Genomic DNA, 20,018 nt, shown 5'->3' with positions numbered 1-20,018 from the left:
TCCCGACAACAGCCGCCTAGGCGGTAGGCAGATCCCATGGGTGTCTCCGAACCCTTCATCCGCCGTCCGATCGCGACCTCGTTGCTCGGCATCGCCCTCCTGATCGGTGGGCTGCTCGGCTATTTCGCACTGCCGGTCTCGGCACTGCCGCAGGTCGATTTCCCGACCGTGCAGGTGACGACGCAGTTGCCGGGCGCAAGTCCCGACGTGATCGCTTCGCTGATCACCGCGCCCTTGGAGCGGCAGCTCGGCCAGATCCCGTCGCTGTCGGCGATGAACTCGACGAGCTCGTTCGGCGTCAGCCAGATCTCGCTCCAGTTCGATCTCAACCGCGACATCGACGGCGCCACCCAGGACGTGCAGGCCGCGATCAATGCGGCGGCCGGCGTGCTGCCCAAGACGCTGCCTTACCCGCCGACCTACGCCAAGGTGAACCCGGCGGACGCGCCGGTCATGACGCTGGCGCTGCGCTCGGACACGATCTCGCTGCGCGCGATGAGCGACATCGCCGACACGCTTCTGGCGCAGCGGCTTAGCCAGATCTCTGGCGTCGGCCGCGTCTCCGTGCTCGGCGGGCTGAAGCCGGCCGTGCGTATCCAGGCCGACCTCGCGCGCCTGGCTTCCTATGGCATCGCCATGGAAGATCTGCGCACCGCGATCGCCAATGCTAACGTCTCCGGGCCGAAAGGCTCGCTCGACGGCGCGCAGCAATCCTACATCATCGCGGCCAACGACCAGATCGCCGCCGCCGACGCCTACAAGCCTGTTATCATCGCCTACCGCAACGGCTCGCCTGTTACGATCGGCGACGTCGCGCAGATCGTCGACGGCCTCGAGAATGACCGCACGGGCGGCTGGTATCAGGGCTCGCCGGCCGTCATCATCGACATCCAGCGCCAGCCCGGCGCCAATGTCATCGACGTCGTCAAGCAGATCCGCGCCGAAATCCCGAAAGTCCAGCGCGCCATTCCAGCCGGCGTGAACCTCACCATCGTCTCCGACCGCACCGTCACCATCCGCGCCTCGGTGCGCGACGTGCAGTTCACGCTGATCCTCAGCGTCGTCCTGGTGACGCTGGTGGTGCTGTTGTTCCTGCGCTCGCTGCGGGCGACGCTGATCGCGGGCGTGGCGCTGCCGCTGTCGCTGATCACCAGCTTCGGCATCATGTATTTTGCCGGCTTCAGCCTCGACAATCTGTCGCTGATGGCGCTCACGATCGGCACCGGTTTCGTCGTCGACGATGCCATCGTGATGATCGAGAACATCGTCCGTCACATGGAGAACGGCGACGGGCCGATGGAGGCTTCGCTCAAGGGTGCCAGCGAAATCGGCTTCACCGTGATCTCGCTGACGGTGTCGCTGATTGCGGTGTTCATCCCGCTGCTGTTCATGTCGGGCCTCGTGGGGCGCATGTTCCGCGAATTCGCGCTGACGCTCACCATCGCGGTCGTGACCTCGGCCGTGGTCTCGCTGACGCTGACGCCGATGATGTGCTCGCGGCTACTGAAGCACGCCCATGAGGAAGTGGCGGTGCCGGGGCTCGCCGCCATCAGCCGCTTCATCGATCGCACCGTCGCGTTCTACCACCGGACGCTGCTCGTGGTTCTGCAGCACCAGCGCCTCACGCTGGTCGTGACTTTCGTCACGCTGGTTGCGACCCTCGTTCTCTATGTCGTCGCGCCCAAAGGCTTCCTGCCGCTCCAGGACACCGCCTCCATCACGGCGGTGACGGAGGCGGGGGCCGACGTCTCGTTCGCGGAGATGCAGAAGCGGCAGGCCGAGGTAGCCGACGCCATCAAGGCCGACCCTGACGTAACAGGCGTCGTCTCGGTGATCGGGGCGGGCTCGGTCAACCCGACCACCAATGTCGGACGCCTCGTGATGACCTTGAAGCCGCGCGGCGAGCGGCGCGATGATGTCAGCGTGGTCGTGACCCGGCTCAAGGAGCGGGTATCAGGCATCCCTGGCATGACCGTCTATTTCCAGCCGGTGCAGGACGTGCAGATCTCGACCCAGTCGAGCCGCTCGCAATACCAGTACACGCTGACAGGCACGGATGCGGCGCTGGTTTCGGAATGGGCGCGCAAGCTGGTTGCGGAGATGCGGCGCGATCCGCTGTTCCGCGATGTCTCCTCGGAGGCACAGGAAGGCGGCCTGCGGGCGCAGCTCGACGTGGATCGGACGCGGGCCGGCCAGCTCGGCGTCAGTCTCCAAGGCATCACCGACACGCTGAACGATGCCTTCGCGCAGCGGCAGGTCTCGACCATCTACGGCCAGGCCAACCAGTACCGTGTGGTGCTGGAGGCGCTGCCGATGTATCAGCGCGATCCCTCGGTCCTGTCGAAACTCTATCTGCCGGCCGCGGCGAGCGCGACCGCCGGCGCGCCCAACGCGCAGGTGCCGCTTTCCGCGGTGGCAACGCTGAAGCGCACCACCGCGCCGCTCGCGATCTCGCACCAGGCCCAATTCCCGGCGATCTCGCTGAGCTTCAACCTCGCGCCGGGCGCAGCGCTTGGCGATGCCGTCCAGGCCGTGAAGACGATCGAAACCCGCATCGAGATGCCCAACAGCATCGTCGGCGTTTATGCCGGCGACGCCGCCGAATTCTCCAAGGCGCTCGCGGGACAGCCCTGGCTGCTGCTCGCTGCTGTCATCACCATCTACATCGTGCTCGGCGTGCTCTACGAGAGCTACATCCACCCGATCACGATCCTCTCGACGCTGCCCTCGGCCGGCGTCGGCGCCATCCTGGCGCTGGTGCTGTGCGGACAGGATCTCTCGGTGATCGGCCTGATCGGCATCATCCTGCTGATGGGTATCGTCAAGAAGAACGCGATCATGATGATCGACTTCGCACTCGAGGCCGAGCGCGGGCAGGGCATGTCGCCGAACGAAGCCATCGTGCAGGCGTGCCTGTTGCGCTTCCGCCCGATCATGATGACAACGCTGGCCGCGCTGTTCGGCGCATTGCCGCTGGCGATCGAGAGTGGCACCGGCGCCGAGCTGCGCTTTCCGCTCGGCATCTCTATCATCGGCGGCCTGCTGCTGAGCCAGTTGCTGACGCTCTACACCACGCCCGTGATCTACCTCGCGCTCGACCGCATCAACCGTCGCCTCGAACAGGCGTTGCCACCAGCCGAATCCGGCGGCCCGCCGGTCGCGGGCGCAACCGAGGGGATGCAGTGATGGCATCGATCTCGGAGCCCTTCATCCGCCGTCCGGTCGCGACCACGCTGCTCTCGATCGGGTTGTTCCTGCTGGGTGTCGTCGCCTACGAGTTCCTCCCCGTCGCCTCGGTCCCGAACGTCGATTTCCCCGCCATCTTCGTCTCGGCCAGCCGGCCGGGCGCCGACCCGTCCGTGATGGCTGCGACGGTCGCCTCGCCGCTGGAGCGGCGGCTGGGCGAGATATCCGGCATCAACCAGATCACTTCGACGAGCTCGCTCGGCGTCTCCAACATCCAGCTCCAGTTCGACATCGGCCGCAACATCGACAAGGCCGCGCGCGACGTACAGGCGGCGATCAACGCCGCGCTGGTGGATTTGCCGAGCGACCTGCCGACGTTGCCGCGCTTCCGCAAGGCCAACACCGCCGGCGCGCCGGTTTTCGTTCTGGCGCTCACCTCGAAGACGCTGTCGGCGAGCGCGATCTACGATGTCGCCGATACGGTCCTCGCACAGCGCATCTCGCAGGTGCCGGGCGTCGGCGACGTCACGGTGAGCGGCGCTGACCAGCCGGCGGTGCGGGTGCAGCTCAACCCCGTGGCGCTGTCGAATGCGGGCATCGCCACCGACGACGTCCGGACCGCGATCATCAACGCCAACCCGCTGGGCCCCGTCGGCATCTTCAACGGCGAGCGCCAGAGCGAGACGCTGTCGCTGAACAAGCAGATGCGCACGGCGAAGGAATTCCGCGACATCATCATCAAGAGCTCGAACGGCAATTTCGTCCGGCTCTCCGACGTCGCCGACATCGAGGACTCCGTCCGCAACGCCCGCTCGATCGCCTGGTTCAACAAGCAGCCCGCCGTGCTGATCCAGATCACCAAGCAGGGCGATGCCAACGTCATCGACACCGTCGACCGGGTGAAGGCGCTGATCCCGGAGCTGAAGCAGTGGATTCCGGCCGGCGTCGATATCTCGACCCTGGTCGACCGCACCAGCACGATCCGCGCCAGCGTGCAAGACATGCAGTGGACGTTGTTTGCGACCGCCATCCTGGTGATGGTCGTTGTCTTCGTGTTCCTGCGAAGGCTGACCCCGACGATCGCGGCCGGCATCTCGGTGCCGCTGGCGCTGGCCGGCACCTGCGCCGGCATGTGGGTGGCGGGCTTCTCGATCGACAATCTGTCGCTGATGGCGCTCGCCATCTCGGTCGGCTTCGTGGTCGACGACGCCATCGTCATGATCGAGAACATGTATCGCAATCTCGAGCACGGCATGCGGCCGATGCAGGCGGCGCTCGAAGGAGCCAAGCAGATCGGCTTCACCGTGGTCTCGATCAGCCTGTCGCTGATTGCGGCGTTCACGCCGCTGATCTTCATGGACGGCATCGTCGGCCGCCTGTTGCGCGAATTCTCGCTGACGCTGACCTTCGCGATCCTCGTTTCGACGGTGGTGTCGCTCACCGTGACGCCGATGATCTGCGCCCATTACATCAAACAGACCACGTCCGGCTCGGCAACGCTGTTCGATCGCCTGATCGAGGGATCGCTGTCGCGCATCGTCGCCTTCTACGCCCGCAGCCTGCGCAACGTGCTGGAATATCCGTTGCTGACGTTGCTGGTGTTCTTTGCCACCATCGCGCTCACCGTGACGCTCTACATCAAGGTCCCCAAGGGCTATTTCCCGACCGACGATTCCGGCTTCGTGATCGGCGCGACGCGGGCCTCGGCCGACATCTCGTTCCAGTCGATGCTCGGCCTGCAGCAGCGGCTCGCCGACATCGTGATGCAGGATCCGGCCGTGGCCGGCATCGGTTCGACCGTCGGCAGCGGAGGCGGGCCGGGGGCTCCGACCTCCAACCGCGGCACCATGTTCATCAGCCTGAAACCGCCGGAGGAACGCGACCACGTCTCGACGCAGGTGGTGATCGACCGGCTGCGGCGGGCGCTGTACCCGGTGCCCGGCATCCGCCTCTTCATGTTCGCCGCCCAGGACGTGCGCGCCGGCGGGCGGCAGAGCGATTCCGACTACCAGTACACGCTGTCCTCGACCGATCTCGATTTGTTGCAGAAATGGGCGCCGATCGTCGCCAAGCGGATGGAGAGCGTCGAGGGCATCACCGACATCTCCAGCGACCGCGATCCAGGCGGACTTCAGCTGACCTTGTCGATCGACCGCCAGAAGGCCTCGGCGCTCGGCGTCCGCGTCCAGGACATCGACAACGCGCTGAACAACGCCTTCTCGCAGCGACAGATCTCGATCATCTACACCCAGCGCAACCAGTACATGACCGTGCTGGAGATCGACCCGAAATTCCAGGTCGATCCTTCCAACCTCGACCGCATCTATGTCGCGGGCTCTGGCGATGCGCAGGTGCCGCTGTCCGCCGTGGTGCGTGTGACGCGCGGGCTCGCCGCGCTCGCGGTCTATCATTCGCAGTCGTTCCCCTCGACCACGGTGTCGTTCAACCTGCTGCCCGATGTGCCGCTCCAGACCGCCACGCAAAACGTCCAGCGCGCCGTCGAAGAGCTGCACATGCCGGAAGGCATCCGCGGCAGCTTTGACGGCAATGCCGGCGATTTCGCCAGGACCAGCGGCCGCCAGCCGCTGCTGATCCTCGGCGCGCTGGTCGCGATGTATATCGTGCTCGGCGTGCTCTATGAGAGCCTGGCCCATCCGCTCACGATCATCTCGACGCTGCCGTCCGCCGGCCTCGGCGCGCTGCTCGCCTTGCAGGTCACCAACACGCCGCTGACCGTGATCGCCTTCGTCGGCATCATCCTCCTGATCGGCATCGTCAAGAAGAACGGCATCATGATGGTTGACTTCGCGCTCGACGCCGAGCGCCAGCGCGGCTTGTCGTCGGCGGAGGCGATCTTCGAGGCCTGCCAGGCGCGCTTCCGGCCCATCCTGATGACCACCATGGCGGCGCTGTTCGCCGGCATCCCGCTGGTGGTCGCGACCGGCCCCGGCACGGAACTGCGGCGTCCGCTCGGCATCACCATCATCGGCGGCTTGTTCGTCTCGCAGATCCTGACACTCTATACGACGCCCGTGATCTACCTCCTGATCGACCGCCTGCGGCGGCGATCCGAGCCGCGCCCGGTGGCCGCGCCGGCGGAATAGGTTGTTGAGGGCCTGCGCAAAGCGTATAGCGGCGACCATGTCGAACCCCACAGCCGCCGCGCCCGAACCGATCCCCGAATGTCCGCACTGCCAGAAGCCGATGCCGCTGTGCATCTGCGACAGCGTCACGCCGGTTAAGAATCGCCTTGGCCTCCTGATCCTCCAGCACCCGCAGGAGCAGGACAGGGCGCTCGGTACCGCGCGGCTGCTGGCGCAGCATTTTGAGGATGCCACGGTCCGCGTCGGCCTGTCCTGGCCGAGCCTGTCCAAGGCGCTGGGGCGGCCGATTGAGAACGCCTCGTACTGGGCCGTGCTCTATCTCGGCTCGGCGCGCGCGGCCGACCTCGAAGCCGAGGCCGAGATCGTCGCGCTCAACCGCAAGGGCGAGATCGCGGACAACCAGCGCGCGCTCCTCGGCAAGCTCGAAGGTGTCGTCCTGCTCGACGGCACCTGGAGCCAGGCCAAGGCGCTGTGGTGGCGCAATCCCTGGATGCTGAAATGCCAGCGCGTGATCCTCAATCCAAAGAACCCCTCGCGCTACGGGCGCCTGCGCAAGGAGCCACGCAAGGACGGGCTTTCGACCATCGAGGCGGCCGCGACGATCTTGGCCGGCCTGGAGCGGCGCCCGGATATCGGCGAGACCCTGAACGCCAGTTTTGAACGGATGCTGGCACGCTACCGCGAGGTCCAGACCGAAATGCCGGAACTGGCGCCCAAACCGGCGGTCAAGGACCGCCGGCGCGGTGTCCGGCGCAGCAAGCGGGCCTGACTTCGGCCGTCTTCATCCATACGGTTGATTGCTCCACGGCAGGCGGCCGGATAGAGACGATCGGCCGATAAGCCTGCTATCCTGTCGCAGCATCGGAATACCGTGAGGGGCAGTCGAATTCAGGCCGCGGCGAAGGAAATCCTGGCACAGGTGGCGCGGCCCGATCGGTGGGGCACGCTCGCGCTGATGGATATTTCGCTGCGCTACCGGCGCACCGTGATCGGCCCGCTCTGGATCACGCTGACCCTCGCGGCGACGATCGCGAGCGTCGGCACGGTCTATGCGGCCCTGTTCAAGCAGGACATCACCAGCTTTCTGCCGACCTTCGCCATCGGCCTGATCGTCTGGACGCTGATCGCAACGACGCTCCAGGAGGGCTCCAGCATCTTCGTGGCCTCCGCCCACCTGATCAAGGCCGTGCCGGCGCCGCTGGTCGTGCACGTGCTCCAGATGATCGCGCGCAACGTCCTCATCTTCGCGCATCATCTGGTGATTGTGTTGCTGCTCTACATCGTGATGCCATGGCCGCTGCGTGCGAACATGCTGCTCGCGGTGCCGGGCTTTGCGATTCTGCTCGCCGTTCTCTTGGGCGGCTCGGTCGTGCTCGGCATGCTCTGCGCGCGCTTTCGCGACATCGGTTCGGCGATCGTCAGCGGCCTGCAATTCGTCTTCTTCCTGACGCCGATCATCTGGACCGAGGACACCGTGCGCGGCACCGCGTTCCATTGGCTGATCCGCGCCAATCCGTTCGCGACGCTGCTCGATCTCGTGCGCAGGCCGCTGCTGTCGCAGCCGACCGATCCGGAGCAGTGGCTGCTCGGGGTCATCTATGCAGCCGCAGTGGCCGTGATCGGTCTCGGCTGCTACGCAAGATACCGCCATCGCGTGGCGTATTGGCTGTGAGGTGCGCATGAGCCTTGCGGCCCACATCGTGCTCCGCAACGTCGCGGTGAGCTTTCCCGTGTTGTCGTTTCGCGACCGCTCGCTGCGCAGCCGGTTCGTCAGCGCGGTGACGCTGCGAAGAACAGCGGCAGTGCCGCACATCGTCACGGCGCTGAACGACGTCAGCCTCGACATCCGCGCCGGCGATCGCCTCGCCATCGTCGGCGCCAACGGCGCCGGAAAGACCACGCTGCTGCGGGTCCTCGCGGGCATCTATCACCCGACCGCGGGCAGCGTGGACGTTAACGGCCGCTGCCTGTCGCTGTTCGATCTCTCGGCCGGCTTCGACGAGGAGGCGACCGGCTACGAGAACATCATCCGGCGCGGGCTCGTGATCGGCGCGCGGCGCGCCGAGATTGATGCGCGGCGCGCGGAGATCGCCGAGTTCACCGAGCTCGGCGACCGGCTCGACCTGCCGCTGCGCACCTATTCCAGCGGCATGATGCTGCGTTTGATCTTTGCGGTCGCCACGGCCGTCGAGGGCGAGATCGTGCTGCTCGATGAATGGATCGGCGTCGGCGATCAGCAATTCCGTAAGAAGGCGCGGCAGCGGCTGGACGAGATCGTCGCCCGCGCCGGCATCCTGGTGCTGGCCTCGCACGACGTCGATCTCATCAAGAGCACCTGCAACCGCGCGATCCTGCTGGAGGAGGGGCGGATCACGGCTGCCGGCTCGATCGACGAAATTCTCAGCCGATATCTCGGCGGCGCGAAGGCGTAACCATCCGCTCGGGGTTGCCTAAACCCTTGATCCCCTATATTGCTCCGCCCTCGTTGGGGCCACGTGGCGGAGTGGTTACGCGCCGGTCTGCAAAACCGTTTACTCGGGTTCGAGTCCCGACGTGGCCTCCATCACAAGCTCCTGATATCTCAGCACATATTTGATTGCCGATGCGGGTTCCATGGCATGCGCGCGGGCGACGCCTGCTGGCCGCGCACACCGGGTTTGCCCGGGGCTTGGCGGAAACCAGCGATTCAGGCCCGATGGCATAGACTTCGCATCTGCGAAGCGATGCATGTCCCATCAACGAGCGCTGGAGAGCACGTGGGCGAAATCGTCCGATTGATCCCGAAATCCGAGCTGGAGCGGGCTCGCCTCATCGCCGAGGCGCGCGCGATCTATGACAGCATCTTTCCGCCGGCCACATCCGATCGGGTGCCGCAGGACGGCGAGGAGCGCGGCAAGAGCTGATCGCGGCCGCGCCGGTCCGGCGCAGGACCGACAGCAAAACGCCCGCGGGAGCGGACGCATCGGTTGGCGTCGAAAGTAGTCTCAGCAGGCCGCGTACCAGCCGTCCGGGAACGGCAGGAGGGGCCAGGCGCCCTCATTGTCATTGGCGGCTTTCGGCGTTGCGGCGTACGACCACGAGCGGGGCACGAATTCCTCCTCCGGCACGGGCGCGAAATCTTCGTTGATCATGGCGTCCCGGACAATATCCAGCAGCAAGTTGAATTCGGCTTCGCTCATCACACCCTCGCAGAACGCGGATGGCGCAATGTCGCAAAGCCGGTTTGTTACCTGATTGAGCCGATCGATCGCATTTTAACGATCGCCCGGTCGGGACCGGTTTGGTTAGCGATTTGTAAAAATCCCCGCGGGAACTCTAGGTTCCGACCGGGCGATCTAAGTGTGAAAGAGATCACATCTCCCGGGATTTATTCCTCCTACCTCTTTGCACACACCGACCAACGCAGGTCGGGCGGGCAGGGCAGACAGGAGACTGGTCATGAAGGCGAGGTTCTTGCGGTTTGCGGGTGTGAGAAGCCGGGCGCGCCGCGCCTCGACGGTCGGGCTGTTCCTGACGATGTTCGCCACCGCCGCGAGTGCGCAACAGGGCACCCCGGAGCAACGCCGGGCTTGCACCCCCGACGTCTACCGGCTCTGCGCCGGCGAGATTCCCAATGTCCGCGCCATCACGGCGTGCCTGCGCCGTAACAGGTCAAGCTTGAGCGAGGCTTGCCGCACGGTGTTCGATCAGGCCGGCGGCTGACATAGCGGGCCTGTGGATTTGTGCGCAGCAAGTGGCCCGCGCGGGCTCGCGAATCCGGCATGGTGGGCCTGTGAATATGCTGCGGAAAGGCTGTGAAGTGCTGTGGATTCCGACGGCAGATGTGTCGGATCAGCGTCGTATCTCCATCAGCATGCGTCATATCTCTGTCAAATAACTTGATCATATGATTCGCGATCGCGCGGATCGCTGCGTCATTCCAAACGATTTGGTTCCCCCGAATTCGGAATTGCGCGCCGTGAGCGCGACCAGTTTTTGTGCAGCCCGCTGCCCAAATCGCAGGCCCCCTCCGTCCAATTTATTGTACGCCCGCGGACAAGCTTTTCAGCTCGCCCTCCACCTAGGCTTCCTCCCGAGATCTGGAACATGGCCGGTGCCATGACAATTCGAAGGAGCGGGACGATGGAGACACGGGTATTGCCCAAGACGCGTCGGATGTCGCGGGGGATGTCGCGCGCGTTGCCATGGCACAAGGTCGCGCTCGGCGCGGCCATCGCTGTCGGCCTCGTCGCCGCCGCACCGCTGAGCGCGCAGGCCGCAGCGCCCGCCGCTTGCGCCGCGCTCCAGGACAAATATCCGGACTGGAAGGGCAAGACGCTCGTCAACGCCATTAACCCGCACACGCCGGGCTATGAGACGATCGACCCGAAGGATCCCAGCAAATATATCGGCTTCGACATCGACCTCGGCGAAGCCATCGGCGAATGCCTCGGCTTCAAGCTGACCTACAAGCCGGTGACGTTCGCAGCGCTCCTGACCACGCTCGCCGCAGGCCAGGCCGACATCGTGATCTCCGACATCTACGCCACCAAAGAGCGCGCCAAGGCCGCCGACTTCATCACCTATTCGAAAGTGTTCGACGGCGTGCTGGTTGCCAAGGGCAATCCGAAGGGCATCAACGGCATCAACATGTCGATGTGTGGTGCTGCTGCCGCCGAAAACACCGGCTATGTCGAAGTGCCCCTGATCCAGGCCCTGATGCCCGAGTGCAAGAAGGCCGGCAAGCCCGAGCCGACCGTGCAGCTCTATGACAACAACGCGAACTGCATCCAGGCGATCCTCGCCGGCCGCGCCGACACCTATGTCAACGACGTCAACACCGTCGACAGCGCCGTCAAAGCCTATCCGGACAAGCTTGAGAAGGCGATCGCGGTGACGATCCCGTACTCGGTCGGCATCGCCGTGCCCAAGGACAAACCGAAATTCCGTGACGCCGTGATGGCCGCGCTGATCGAGGTGCAGAAGGCCGGCACGCACATGGAGCTGCTGAAGAAGCATGGGCTCGATGTGGGCAACTTCAAGGAGCCGGACATTCTGACGGCCGACTAATGTCGCTGTTCCTCCACTACCTGAGCATGCCGTATCTGCTCGAGGGCATCGAGCTCACCCTTGAGGTGACTGCCCTCGGACTCGGCGGCGGATTGATCCTCGGATTGATCCTCGCCGGCATGCAGCTCTCGCGCTTCTGGCTGCTGGCGGCGATCGCCAGGGCCTACACCGTGATCTTCCGCGGCACGCCGCTGATCCTGCAGATGGTGTTCGCCTACGACGCGCTGCCGCATATCGGCATCAAGTTGCCGGCGGTGCTGGCCGCCGGCCTCGCGCTGGCCTGCAACGAGGCGCCGTTCATCGCGGAGATGCTCCGCGCCGGCGTGCTCGGCGTCGATCGCGGGCAGGTGACGGCCGGCCAGGCGCTCGGGATGACGCCGCGCATCCTGATGTGGCGGGTGATCGCGCCGCAGGCGATCCGCACCATGATTCCTGCGTTTGGCAACGAGGCCGTCAGCGCGCTGAAGAACTCCTCGCTGGCGTCCGTCGTCGCGGTCCAGGAGTTGACGCTGCGCTCGACCCAGCTGGCGTCCTCGACCTTCGATTTCTTCTCGATCTTCTTCGCCTCGGGCCTGCTGTATCTCGTGCTGACCTTCGCCATCAGCGTCATCCAGCTGTTCGTCGAATGGCTGCTCGATCTCGACCGTGCGAAGGGTCGCCAGCGCAAGCTCGCCGATTATTTGCCGTGGCGCCGGGTCGACCTCAGCACCAGGCTCGAACTCGCAGATACGACCGTCGCCGATCCCGAGCCTGTGCAGACGGAGCCTGCCGACACCCCGCCGCTCGCGCTGACCCGTGAGGCGCGCGCCCGGCGCACTGCCACGATCGCGCGCAACAACATCGCGGTCGAGACCAGGGATCTCACCAAGAGCTACGGCGCGCAGAAGGTGCTTGGCGGCCTCGATCTCACCGTCCGCGTCGGCGAAGTCGTCGCGCTGCTCGGGCCCAGCGGCTCCGGCAAGAGCACGCTGCTCCGCTGCATCAACCATCTCGAAAGCTGGGACGGAGGCACGGTGCGCGTCGGCGGCCGCCGCCTCGGTTTTGATGACAACGGCAAGCTGCTGTCACCACGGGCGATCGCCAACGAGCGGGCGACCGTCGGCGTCGGCATGGTGTTCCAGCAGTTCAATCTGTTCGCCCATCTGTCGGCGAAGGAGAACATCGCCGGCCCCTTGCGCTGGGTCCACGGCATGACCCGCATCGATGCCGATCGCCGCGCCACCGAGCTGCTCGACCGCGTCGGGCTCTCGCATCGCGCCGACGCGCTGCCGCGTCATCTCTCCGGCGGTCAGCAGCAGCGGGTCGCCATTGCCCGCGCACTCGCGCCCAATCCGAGCGTGCTGCTGCTGGACGAGCCGACATCCGCGCTCGACCCTGAATTGGTCAACGAGGTGCTGGAGGTGATCCGCCGCCTCGCCATCGACGACGGCCTCACCATGATCATCTCGACCCACCAGATCCGCTTCGCCGACGAGGTCGCCGACCGCGTCGCGTTCCTGAGCGGCGGCGCGATCATCGAGGAGGGGCCCGCGCACGAGGTGCTCTCCAATCCCCGCAATCCGCTGACCGCGCGTTTCCTCAGTGTGATGGAAGCCGACAAGACGCCGGAGGCGGTGCGATGAGCGCCGCATCCGCAAGGTTCAAGACTCCCGAAGAGGCCATCTCATGAAGCATGTCACGCTGCCGGTTTCGCCGAAGACCGTTCATTGGGGCTATTTCTCCAAAATCGTCGCGCCGGCCCTGACGCTGCGCTCCGGCGATCGCGCCACCATCGAGACGCTGACCCATCACGCCAACGACGATTACGAGCGCATGATATCAGGCGATCCTGGCGCCGAAAGCGTGTTCCAGTGGACCCGCGAGCACAAGGCGGTCGCGCGCCGCGGCTCGGGTCCGACCGAAGGCCCGTTCATCCGCGGCGCAGGCGAGGGGATCGGTGTGCATCTCCTCACCGGTCCCGTCGCGATCGAAGGCGCCGAGCCCGGCGATATTCTGGAGGTGCGCATTCTCGATATCCGGCCGCGGCCGAGTTGCAGCGCCTGCCACGCCGGACGCTGCTTCGGCTCCAACGTCGCGGCGAACTGGGGCTTTCACTATCACGATCTGATCGAGGACCCGAAGCCGCGCGAGGTCGTCACCATCTTCGAGCTCGACACCTCGGGCGAGCCTTATGCGAAGGCGGTCTACAACTACGTCTGGACGCCGCAGACCGACCCCGACGGAATCGTGCATCCGACCATCGACTATCCCGGCGTCCGCGTCGATCACGCCACGGTCAAGAAGCGCGAGAACATTCTCTCCAGCGTGAAGGTGCCGGCGCGGTTGCATTTCGGCACCATGGGCCTCGCGCCGTCGGAAGCCGATTTCGTCAGCTCGATCCCGCCGAGCTACACCGGCGGCAACATCGACGACTGGCGCATCGGCAAGGGCGCGCGGATGTTCTATCCGGTCGCAGTCCCCGGCGCCTATTTCTCGGTCGGCGATCCCCATGCCGCCCAAGGCGACAGCGAGCTCGGCGGCACCGCGATCGAGACGTCGCTCACCGGCGATTTCGAATTCATCCTGCACAAGAAGGCCGATCTCGCCGGCACCCATCTCGAAGGCCTCGACCATCCCATGCTGGAGACCGATCACGCCTGGTCGTTCTACGGCTTCACCTATCCGAACTATCTCGCCGCACTCGGGGCCGAGGCGCAAACCGAGATTGCCAATCATTCGAGCCTCGACCGTGCGATGCGCGATGCGTTCCGCAAGCTGCGCCGGTTCCTGATGACCGTGCATGGCCTGAGTGAGGACGAAGCGATCTCGCTGCTGTCGGTCGGCGCCGATTTCGGCGTCACCCAGGTGGTCGACGCCAATTGGGGCGTCCACGGCACGATCCGCAAGAACATCTTTCGCTGCGACTAATGCATTGAGGCATATTCCGTTTTCGGGGTGAGGGCGTGAACAGGGAAGGTCATCTGCGGCCCGTCGCTGCGACGGATGAGCGCGTTCGTCTGGCACAGAGGTTGCTTCGATCGACCGCAATCTGGGTCGATCCGATGAGCTTCCGTCCCTTCACGAGCGAGTCCTACGCGCAAGACGATCGCCCGGAAGCCTGGCGGGACGTGCTGGCCGCGGTCGGCCTGCAACCGGCAACCGCCCATTCCTTCTATGACGGCCACGCGACCGCGTCGCATCGTCACGCCGTGGGTGTTGCGCTGACGCGGATGGCCGCGGGGGCGCAGAGCGTCGGCCCCCTCCCGCAAGCCAACGAAGACCTACCGATCGCGCTGATGCCGCTCGAGGACGGCATGGTGCTGAAAAGCGCAGGCGGTCATCGCATTGTTCCCGTCGGCCATCTAGTTCTGCTGCCGCGGAGCGGCGACTGGAGCATCGTGTTCCAGCGCGACATGCGTGCGATCGTGCTGTCGGTGACCACGAGCGCGCTGCACGGCCGCCTCTCGGGCAAGCCGCGGCTCGGCGAGCCCCGCGTTGTCCCGCCGAACGGCTTTGCCGATGTGTTCGCGCGGCTGCTGGACGCGACAGCGCGCACGCTCGACAATTTGAGCGATGCCGAATGGAATGCGGTCGCGCAATCGCTCGTCGATCTGCTCCTGACGCTTGCGCATCAGCTGGCGGCTTCGACATCCGATGCAGGATCGAGCGCGACGCAGGCCGCACTCCTGCACCGGATCTGCCAGACCATCGAACGCCGTCTCGATGATCCCGATCTGGTGCCGGCGCGCGTCGCGCAGGCCGAGGGGATTTCCGAGCGTTACTTGCAAAAACTGTTCGAGACGGTCGGCGACAATTTTACCCATTACGTCCGCGAGCGCAGGCTCCAGCGCGCCTGGGCCGATCTGTCCAATCCGGTTGAAGCGCATCGCTCGATCTCGGAAATCGCCTATGCCTATGGCTTTGGCGATTCCGCGCATTTCAGCCGCGCCTTCCGCCATCGCTTCGGCCTGCCGCCGCGCGAGTTTCGTCAGCAGGAGGCAGAGCGCGCGACGTTGCAGCACGGCGTCGCCGGCCAACGCGGCTGGCCGCAGGAAGCGCTGGCGCAGCTGCGCACGCATCAGAGCGTGGAGGCCCGCAGCAACGTTTCCCGCAGCGACGCCGAAGAACCGAGAGCCGCCGGGCGCAGGCATCATCACCTCCCGGTCGAGGCCAGCCGCATTCATTGGGGCTATTTCAGCCGCTCATTGTCACCGCAGATCGAGATCACCTCCGGCGACACCATCACCATCGAGACGCTGACCCAGCACGCCTCCGACGCCCCCGACATGATGATCGCCGGCGATGCCGGCGCCGAAAGCGTGTTCGGCTGGACGCGAGAGAAGAAGAACGTCGATCGCCGCGGCGCCGGGCCAATGGACGCCAGCGTATTCGGCCGCGGCGCGGGCGAGGGGTTTGGCGTGCACATCTGCACGGGGCCGGTGGCGGTGAAGGACGCCCAGCCGGGCGACGTGCTGGAAGTGCGCATCCTCGACATCGTGCCGCGCGCAAGCCGCAGTCCGAACCATGCGGGACGCGTGTTCGGCTCCTCGGTCGCAGCGTGGTGGGGCTATCATTACAACGAGTTTCTCGGCGGTCCCAAGCCGCGCGAAATCGTCACCATCTACGAGATTTTTGACGATCCCGAGGAGCCCCACGCCCGCGCACTCTATTCCTATCGCTGGGAGCCGCAGACCGATCCGTTCGGCGTTGTGCACGCGACCTACGACTATCCCGGCGTCCCCGTTGCGCCTGCCACCGTCAAGCGCCGGCACGCCGTGCTCGACGGCATCCGCATTCCCTTGCGTCCGCATTTCGGTGTGATCGCGGTGGCGCCACGCGAGGTCGATTTCGTCGATTCCGTGCCGCCGTCCTATTTCGGCGGCAATCTCGACAATTGGCGGCTGGGGAAGGGGGCCACCGTCTATCTTCCGGTCTCCGTGCCCGGCGCGCTGCTGTCGGTCGGCGATTCCCACGCCACCCAGGGCGACGGCGAGCTCAGCGGCACCGCCATCGAATGCTCGATGACCGGCACGTTCGAGGTCATCCTGCACAAGAAGGCTGACCTCGCCGGCCAGGCCTTCGCCGATCTCTCTTATCCCCTGATCGAGACCGAGACCGACTGGGTGCTGACTGGTTTCAGCCATCCGAACTATCTCGCCGAGTTCGGCGCACAGGGCCAGAGCGAGGTCTACGCAAAGTCCTCGCTCGACCTCGCCATGAAGGATGCGTTCCGCAAGATGCGGCGCTTCCTCATGAACGTGAAGGGTCTCAGCGAGGACGAGGCGATTGCGCTGATGTCGGCCGCGGTCGATTTCGGCGTCACCCAGGTCGTCGACGGCAATTGGGGTGTGCACGCCATCCTCAGCAAGCGCCTGTTTCAGGACGCGACTTAACAAGGACAGTTTTCGTGAAATTCCACATGATCAGCGGCGGACCAAAGCCGGTCGCGCCCTTCAGCCACGCCGTCGAGACCGATGGCTTTGTCTTCGTCACCGGCCAGATGCCGGATACGCCCGAGAAGCCAGGCGTATTGCCCGACGGCATCGTCGCACAGACGCGAGCCGTGATGGAGAATTTGAAGGTGGTTCTGGCCGGTCTCGATCTCGGCCTCGAGCATGTCGTAATGACGCGCATCTATCTGACGCGCTTCAAGGAAGACTACGCCGCGATGAACGTGACCTACCGCAGCTTCTTCCCGCCGGACCGCCTGCCGGCCCGCACCTGCGTCGGCGTCACCGGGCTCGCATATGATGCTCTGATCGAGATTGATCTGGTCTGTCGGCGGCCGTGAGGCGATGTGTTACTTCGTAGGGTGGATTAGCGAAGCGTAATCCACCACCTTTGGTTCAGCGGAGATGGAAGCGGTGGATTACGCCTTCGGCTAATCCACCCTACGACCTCTTGTGTTGCCCGACGGGCAAAACACACAAGGACCGGGTCAATCCACGCGCGCCAAAATATACCACTTTACCGAAATTCGGCTTTAGCGTATTCGTGCACCACCTCATCCCAGTCAGAGGGGCGTATCGCGATCGTCACGAAACGCGGGATGAGCCGTGGTGGACGCAGGCCACACCAGTGCGACAGGTTCGCAGGGCGGGCAACCGTGAGCGAAAACCGTCACGCACACGACCGGTGTGATCCGCGTACGGCAAAACCGTGTCGTCCTGGCGCCCGGGGTCTGTGCGCCAAGTCTTGCAGTGATGTGGCGGCCCGACCGGGTCCGCGCATCAGTCATCGGCAAGGCGACGGGGGCAATAGTGCAACGCTCCCCGGGGAGAGCTCGGCATAAGCCGTCAAACCACTGCGCAGGGAAGGCCGGATGTTTGGCTTCACCTGTATGCCGCTGTGCAGCTCTTCGTAGCGCAACCTTCGCACAGTGGACCGTGGGTGCCGGCCGGCACCCGGCCTTCCCTGCGCCCTCTGACAAGAGGGTGTCGAGATGAAGCAAAGCTCGGGCGAGAAAAGCCGCGAGAATGCGAAGGCGTGTCTGCAAATCGAGATGCGAATGAGGCGAGCGTGCAAGGGCCGTTTTGCTCCGTCATTGCGAGCGAAGCGAAGCAATCCAGAGTCTTTCCGCGGAGAAATTCTGGATTGCTTCGTCGCAAGAGCTCCTCGCAATGACGAGAGAGAGCAACGCGTCAGCTCTCCGTGCCCTGTTCCGGCCGCAGAGGACTTTTCCGTAAAATTGCAACCCGCGCGTGCAAGAAGTCTTGATCGGCGGTGATCTAGGAATGATCCACCGCCTTGAACGCGGCCCCAGGCGACAGCGACTAACCGATAGAGTGCACAAGGATCAGTGGAACGTGATCGCACCCCGTCTTCCTAAAGCACCAAAATGGTGCTTTAGTGCTTTCCATGAGCCAATCGCCCCGAAACGCGCCGTCCGCGCTGCGTTACAGGCTTGCCCCTGACCCGGCCGCCAAGGCCGCCATGGAGGCGACGTTCAGGGCCTATGACCGCATGATGGAGATCCTCGACGAGGTCGCGCGGAGCCACAATGTGGGCTCCAACGTCGTGCTGCTGCATGCCCATGCCTATGAGCCGATCCGGAAAGAAACCGCGCTGCCCTCGCGTCTGGTGACGCTGGGCCTGCGCGACCGTGCCGATTATCGCGCCGCCCAAGGCCGCCGCCTGCCGCTCGACGACAAGCTCGCCAAGATCAAGGGCCCCGCCACCATTTCGATTTCCACCGTGCAAGGGCGCTTCAGCGTGCCCTTCGACTATGCCGGCTATGCCGAGGGCTGGGGGCAGAGCGTGCCCGCGCACCTCATCCGCACCGACGACGGCTTTGAAGTTCACTACGGCGTCACGCCGAACAGCCTGCCAGAGGAGGAGAATGCCATGGATACCATTGCTGCCGCCCCCGAGAACTTCCTGTCCCGGGTCGGGCGCCTGATCGCCGGGATCGCTTATGACGCGATCGAGCAGGCGGAAGGCAAGAACAAGCTTGGGGTGGTCGGACAGGCCATCCGCGAGATCGAGCGCGCCGAGAGCGAGGCGCGCGATGCGCTCGCATCGGCGCGGGCCGAGGAATACCGCCTCAACGCGCGCCGCACCGAGATCGAGCGCGAGATGACCGATCTCGCGCCCAAGATCGAGGGTGCGATCACTGACGGCCGCGACGATCTCGCCCGCGCCGGCATCGCGCGGCAGATGGATCTGGAGGCGCAGTTCGAGGTGCTCTCCCGCGCCATCGACGAGAACAATGAGAAGATCGAGCAATGCGTCACCTCGCTGCGCGCGGTGCTGTCGGCGCTCCAGGATGCCGAGCAGCGCCGCGCCGATCTCGCAAAGAGCGAGGCGGCTGCAAGCCACCAGGCCTCGACATCGCCCCGGAAGCAGGGCGGCACGTCGGCCGCAGCAAAGGCGCTGCGTGCGGGCAGGGCGGTGGCGCGCGCCACCGGCGTTCCGGCCCCGATCCCGTTTTCAAGCGACATCGACGAGCTCAGCACGTTGCATCGCGACAAGGAGATTGCAGCGAGGCTGGCGCGGTTGAAGTCGCGCTCCTGAGTGATGTGTCATGAGCGCTCTGCTCGAACACGTGATGTCGCCGGAGGTCAGGCCGTTCGCGATTGCGGCGGCCATGATCGTCATCGTCGGCTCGCTCGAAGTGATCTCGATGCTGATCGGGGCCTCGCTGAGCGAGATGCTCGGCACCAGCATCGATTTCAGTCATCCCAGCGACAACGGGGTGATCAACGCCATCTCCTGGATCAATGTCGGCGGTGTGCCGCTGCTGATCTTCCTGTTGCTGGTGCTCGGCGCCTTCTCGATCACCGGCTTCCTGATCCAGGACGTCGCGCGGATGGTCGCCGGCCCCTTGCCGGCAACAATCGCCTCGATCGGGGCTGTCGCTGTGTCGGTTCCGCTGGTTCGCGCCGCCAGTGGCGCCATCGCGCGGATCATCCCCAAGGATGAAAGCTACGCTGTCGGCCTCGGCGATCTCGTTGGTCGCGTCGGCGAAGTCGTCATCGGTCCCCTCGACCAGGGGCCGCCCGGCCGCGTCAGCGTCGCCGATATCCACGGCAACCGCCATTTCGTCTGGGCGGTCGCCGCACCGTCCTCATCGCCTTTGCCGCAGGGAACCCTGGTCCTGCTGGTCGATCGCGCCGGCACCCGCTTCGTCGCGGTGAAGGCCGACGATGAACTCAAACCGTCCAAGCCGACTCTAAGCAGCTAGCAAGTCATTCATTGGAG

General features: G+C 65.2%; 14 protein-coding genes, 1 tRNA gene and 1 pseudogene. 15 read left to right on the top strand and 1 reads right to left on the bottom strand.

The window, feature by feature from the left end; translation table 11 throughout:
* The first annotated feature begins 36 nt into the window (after positions 1 to 36).
* The 7 genes and pseudogenes from B5V03_RS38910 to B5V03_RS41925 all read left to right on the top strand — a co-directional run bounded on the left by B5V03_RS38910 (position 37) and on the right by B5V03_RS41925 (position 9,193).
* Positions 37 to 3,186, top strand: a complete 3,150-nt coding sequence (locus tag B5V03_RS38910) for an efflux RND transporter permease subunit (protein WP_129275686.1) — start codon at positions 37 to 39, stop codon at positions 3,184 to 3,186.
* On the top strand, positions 3,186 to 6,290 hold the full coding sequence (locus tag B5V03_RS38905; protein WP_129275685.1) for an efflux RND transporter permease subunit: 3,105 nt from the start codon (positions 3,186 to 3,188) through the stop codon (positions 6,288 to 6,290). Before B5V03_RS38910 ends, B5V03_RS38905 begins: the two co-directional genes overlap by 1 nt.
* Before the next feature lie 37 nt (positions 6,291 to 6,327).
* Positions 6,328 to 7,059, top strand: a complete 732-nt coding sequence (locus B5V03_RS38900; RefSeq protein ID WP_129275684.1) for a tRNA-uridine aminocarboxypropyltransferase — start codon at positions 6,328 to 6,330, stop codon at positions 7,057 to 7,059.
* 102 nt (positions 7,060 to 7,161) lie between these two features.
* Positions 7,162 to 7,962 carry an ABC transporter permease gene (locus tag B5V03_RS38895; protein WP_245502480.1) on the top strand — a complete coding sequence of 267 codons (801 nt, stop codon included), beginning with the start codon at positions 7,162 to 7,164 and terminating at the stop codon, positions 7,960 to 7,962.
* Positions 7,963 to 8,125: 163 nt separating this feature from the next.
* A pseudogene (locus tag B5V03_RS38890) lies at positions 8,126 to 8,722 on the top strand (ABC transporter ATP-binding protein); the annotation flags it as partial.
* 57 nt (positions 8,723 to 8,779) lie between these two features.
* Positions 8,780 to 8,853 (top strand) — tRNA-Cys (locus B5V03_RS38885).
* Between the two features lie 193 nt (positions 8,854 to 9,046).
* On the top strand, positions 9,047 to 9,193 hold the full coding sequence (locus B5V03_RS41925; RefSeq protein ID WP_164988579.1) for a hypothetical protein: 147 nt from the start codon (positions 9,047 to 9,049) through the stop codon (positions 9,191 to 9,193).
* Positions 9,194 to 9,274: 81 nt separating this feature from the next.
* Here B5V03_RS41925 and B5V03_RS38875 read toward each other — a convergent pair whose 3' ends face one another.
* The gene (locus tag B5V03_RS38875; protein ID WP_129275681.1) at positions 9,275 to 9,469 is read right to left on the bottom strand and encodes a hypothetical protein; all 195 of its coding nucleotides are present in this window, start codon (positions 9,467 to 9,469) and stop codon (positions 9,275 to 9,277) included.
* Between the two features lie 259 nt (positions 9,470 to 9,728).
* Between B5V03_RS38875 and B5V03_RS38870 the strand changes: the two genes are divergently transcribed.
* The 8 genes from B5V03_RS38870 to B5V03_RS38820 all read left to right on the top strand — a co-directional run bounded on the left by B5V03_RS38870 (position 9,729) and on the right by B5V03_RS38820 (position 20,001).
* The gene (locus B5V03_RS38870; RefSeq protein ID WP_129275680.1) at positions 9,729 to 9,992 is read left to right on the top strand and encodes a hypothetical protein; all 264 of its coding nucleotides are present in this window, start codon (positions 9,729 to 9,731) and stop codon (positions 9,990 to 9,992) included.
* Between the two features lie 420 nt (positions 9,993 to 10,412).
* Positions 10,413 to 11,339: an ABC transporter substrate-binding protein gene (locus B5V03_RS38865; RefSeq protein WP_129275679.1), complete on the top strand. Its 927-nt coding sequence runs from the start codon at positions 10,413 to 10,415 to the stop codon at positions 11,337 to 11,339.
* The gene (locus B5V03_RS38860; protein ID WP_129275678.1) at positions 11,339 to 12,961 is read left to right on the top strand and encodes an amino acid ABC transporter permease/ATP-binding protein; all 1,623 of its coding nucleotides are present in this window, start codon (positions 11,339 to 11,341) and stop codon (positions 12,959 to 12,961) included. The genes B5V03_RS38865 and B5V03_RS38860 overlap by 1 nt, the downstream gene beginning before the upstream one ends.
* Positions 12,962 to 13,004: 43 nt before the next feature.
* Positions 13,005 to 14,246 (top strand): acetamidase/formamidase family protein, encoded by a 1,242-nt coding sequence (locus tag B5V03_RS38855; RefSeq protein ID WP_129275677.1) that lies wholly within the window; start codon positions 13,005 to 13,007, stop codon positions 14,244 to 14,246.
* 134 nt (positions 14,247 to 14,380) lie between these two features.
* A complete protein-coding gene (locus B5V03_RS38850) occupies positions 14,381 to 16,711 on the top strand; it encodes an acetamidase/formamidase family protein (RefSeq protein WP_164988578.1) in 2,331 nt (776 codons plus the stop codon).
* Positions 16,712 to 16,725: 14 nt separating this feature from the next.
* Entirely contained in the window at positions 16,726 to 17,109 is a 384-nt protein-coding gene (locus B5V03_RS38845) for a RidA family protein (protein WP_129275675.1), read from the top strand.
* A gap of 1,058 nt (positions 17,110 to 18,167) precedes the next feature.
* The gene (locus tag B5V03_RS38825; protein WP_129275673.1) at positions 18,168 to 19,331 is read left to right on the top strand and encodes a PspA/IM30 family protein; all 1,164 of its coding nucleotides are present in this window, start codon (positions 18,168 to 18,170) and stop codon (positions 19,329 to 19,331) included.
* Between the two features lie 10 nt (positions 19,332 to 19,341).
* Positions 19,342 to 20,001, top strand: a complete 660-nt coding sequence (locus tag B5V03_RS38820; protein WP_129275672.1) for an OB-fold-containig protein — start codon at positions 19,342 to 19,344, stop codon at positions 19,999 to 20,001.
* Positions 20,002 to 20,018 lie beyond the last annotated feature (17 nt).

This window comes from Bradyrhizobium betae (genome assembly GCF_004123905.1).
Classification (GTDB): domain Bacteria; phylum Pseudomonadota; class Alphaproteobacteria; order Rhizobiales; family Xanthobacteraceae; genus Bradyrhizobium; species Bradyrhizobium betae_A.
This window is presented reverse-complemented; position numbering and strand designations above follow the sequence as displayed.

What these genes read in the sequence shown, in the direction of transcription:
- B5V03_RS38875 (WP_129275681.1), bottom strand. Translation starts at nt 9,469, where the DNA reads ATGAGCGAAGCCGAATTCAACTTGCTGCTGGATATTGTCCGGGACGCC.
- B5V03_RS38870 (WP_129275680.1), top strand. Translation starts at nt 9,729, where the DNA reads ATGAAGGCGAGGTTCTTGCGGTTTGCGGGTGTGAGAAGCCGGGCGCGC.
- B5V03_RS38820 (WP_129275672.1), top strand. Translation starts at nt 19,342, where the DNA reads ATGAGCGCTCTGCTCGAACACGTGATGTCGCCGGAGGTCAGGCCGTTC.
- B5V03_RS38850 (WP_164988578.1), top strand. Translation starts at nt 14,381, where the DNA reads ATGAGCTTCCGTCCCTTCACGAGCGAGTCCTACGCGCAAGACGATCGC.
- B5V03_RS38905 (WP_129275685.1), top strand. Translation starts at nt 3,186, where the DNA reads ATGGCATCGATCTCGGAGCCCTTCATCCGCCGTCCGGTCGCGACCACG.
- B5V03_RS38910 (WP_129275686.1), top strand. Translation starts at nt 37, where the DNA reads ATGGGTGTCTCCGAACCCTTCATCCGCCGTCCGATCGCGACCTCGTTG.
- B5V03_RS38855 (WP_129275677.1), top strand. Translation starts at nt 13,005, where the DNA reads ATGAAGCATGTCACGCTGCCGGTTTCGCCGAAGACCGTTCATTGGGGC.
- B5V03_RS38865 (WP_129275679.1), top strand. Translation starts at nt 10,413, where the DNA reads ATGGAGACACGGGTATTGCCCAAGACGCGTCGGATGTCGCGGGGGATG.
- B5V03_RS38900 (WP_129275684.1), top strand. Translation starts at nt 6,328, where the DNA reads ATGTCGAACCCCACAGCCGCCGCGCCCGAACCGATCCCCGAATGTCCG.
- B5V03_RS38860 (WP_129275678.1), top strand. Translation starts at nt 11,339, where the DNA reads ATGTCGCTGTTCCTCCACTACCTGAGCATGCCGTATCTGCTCGAGGGC.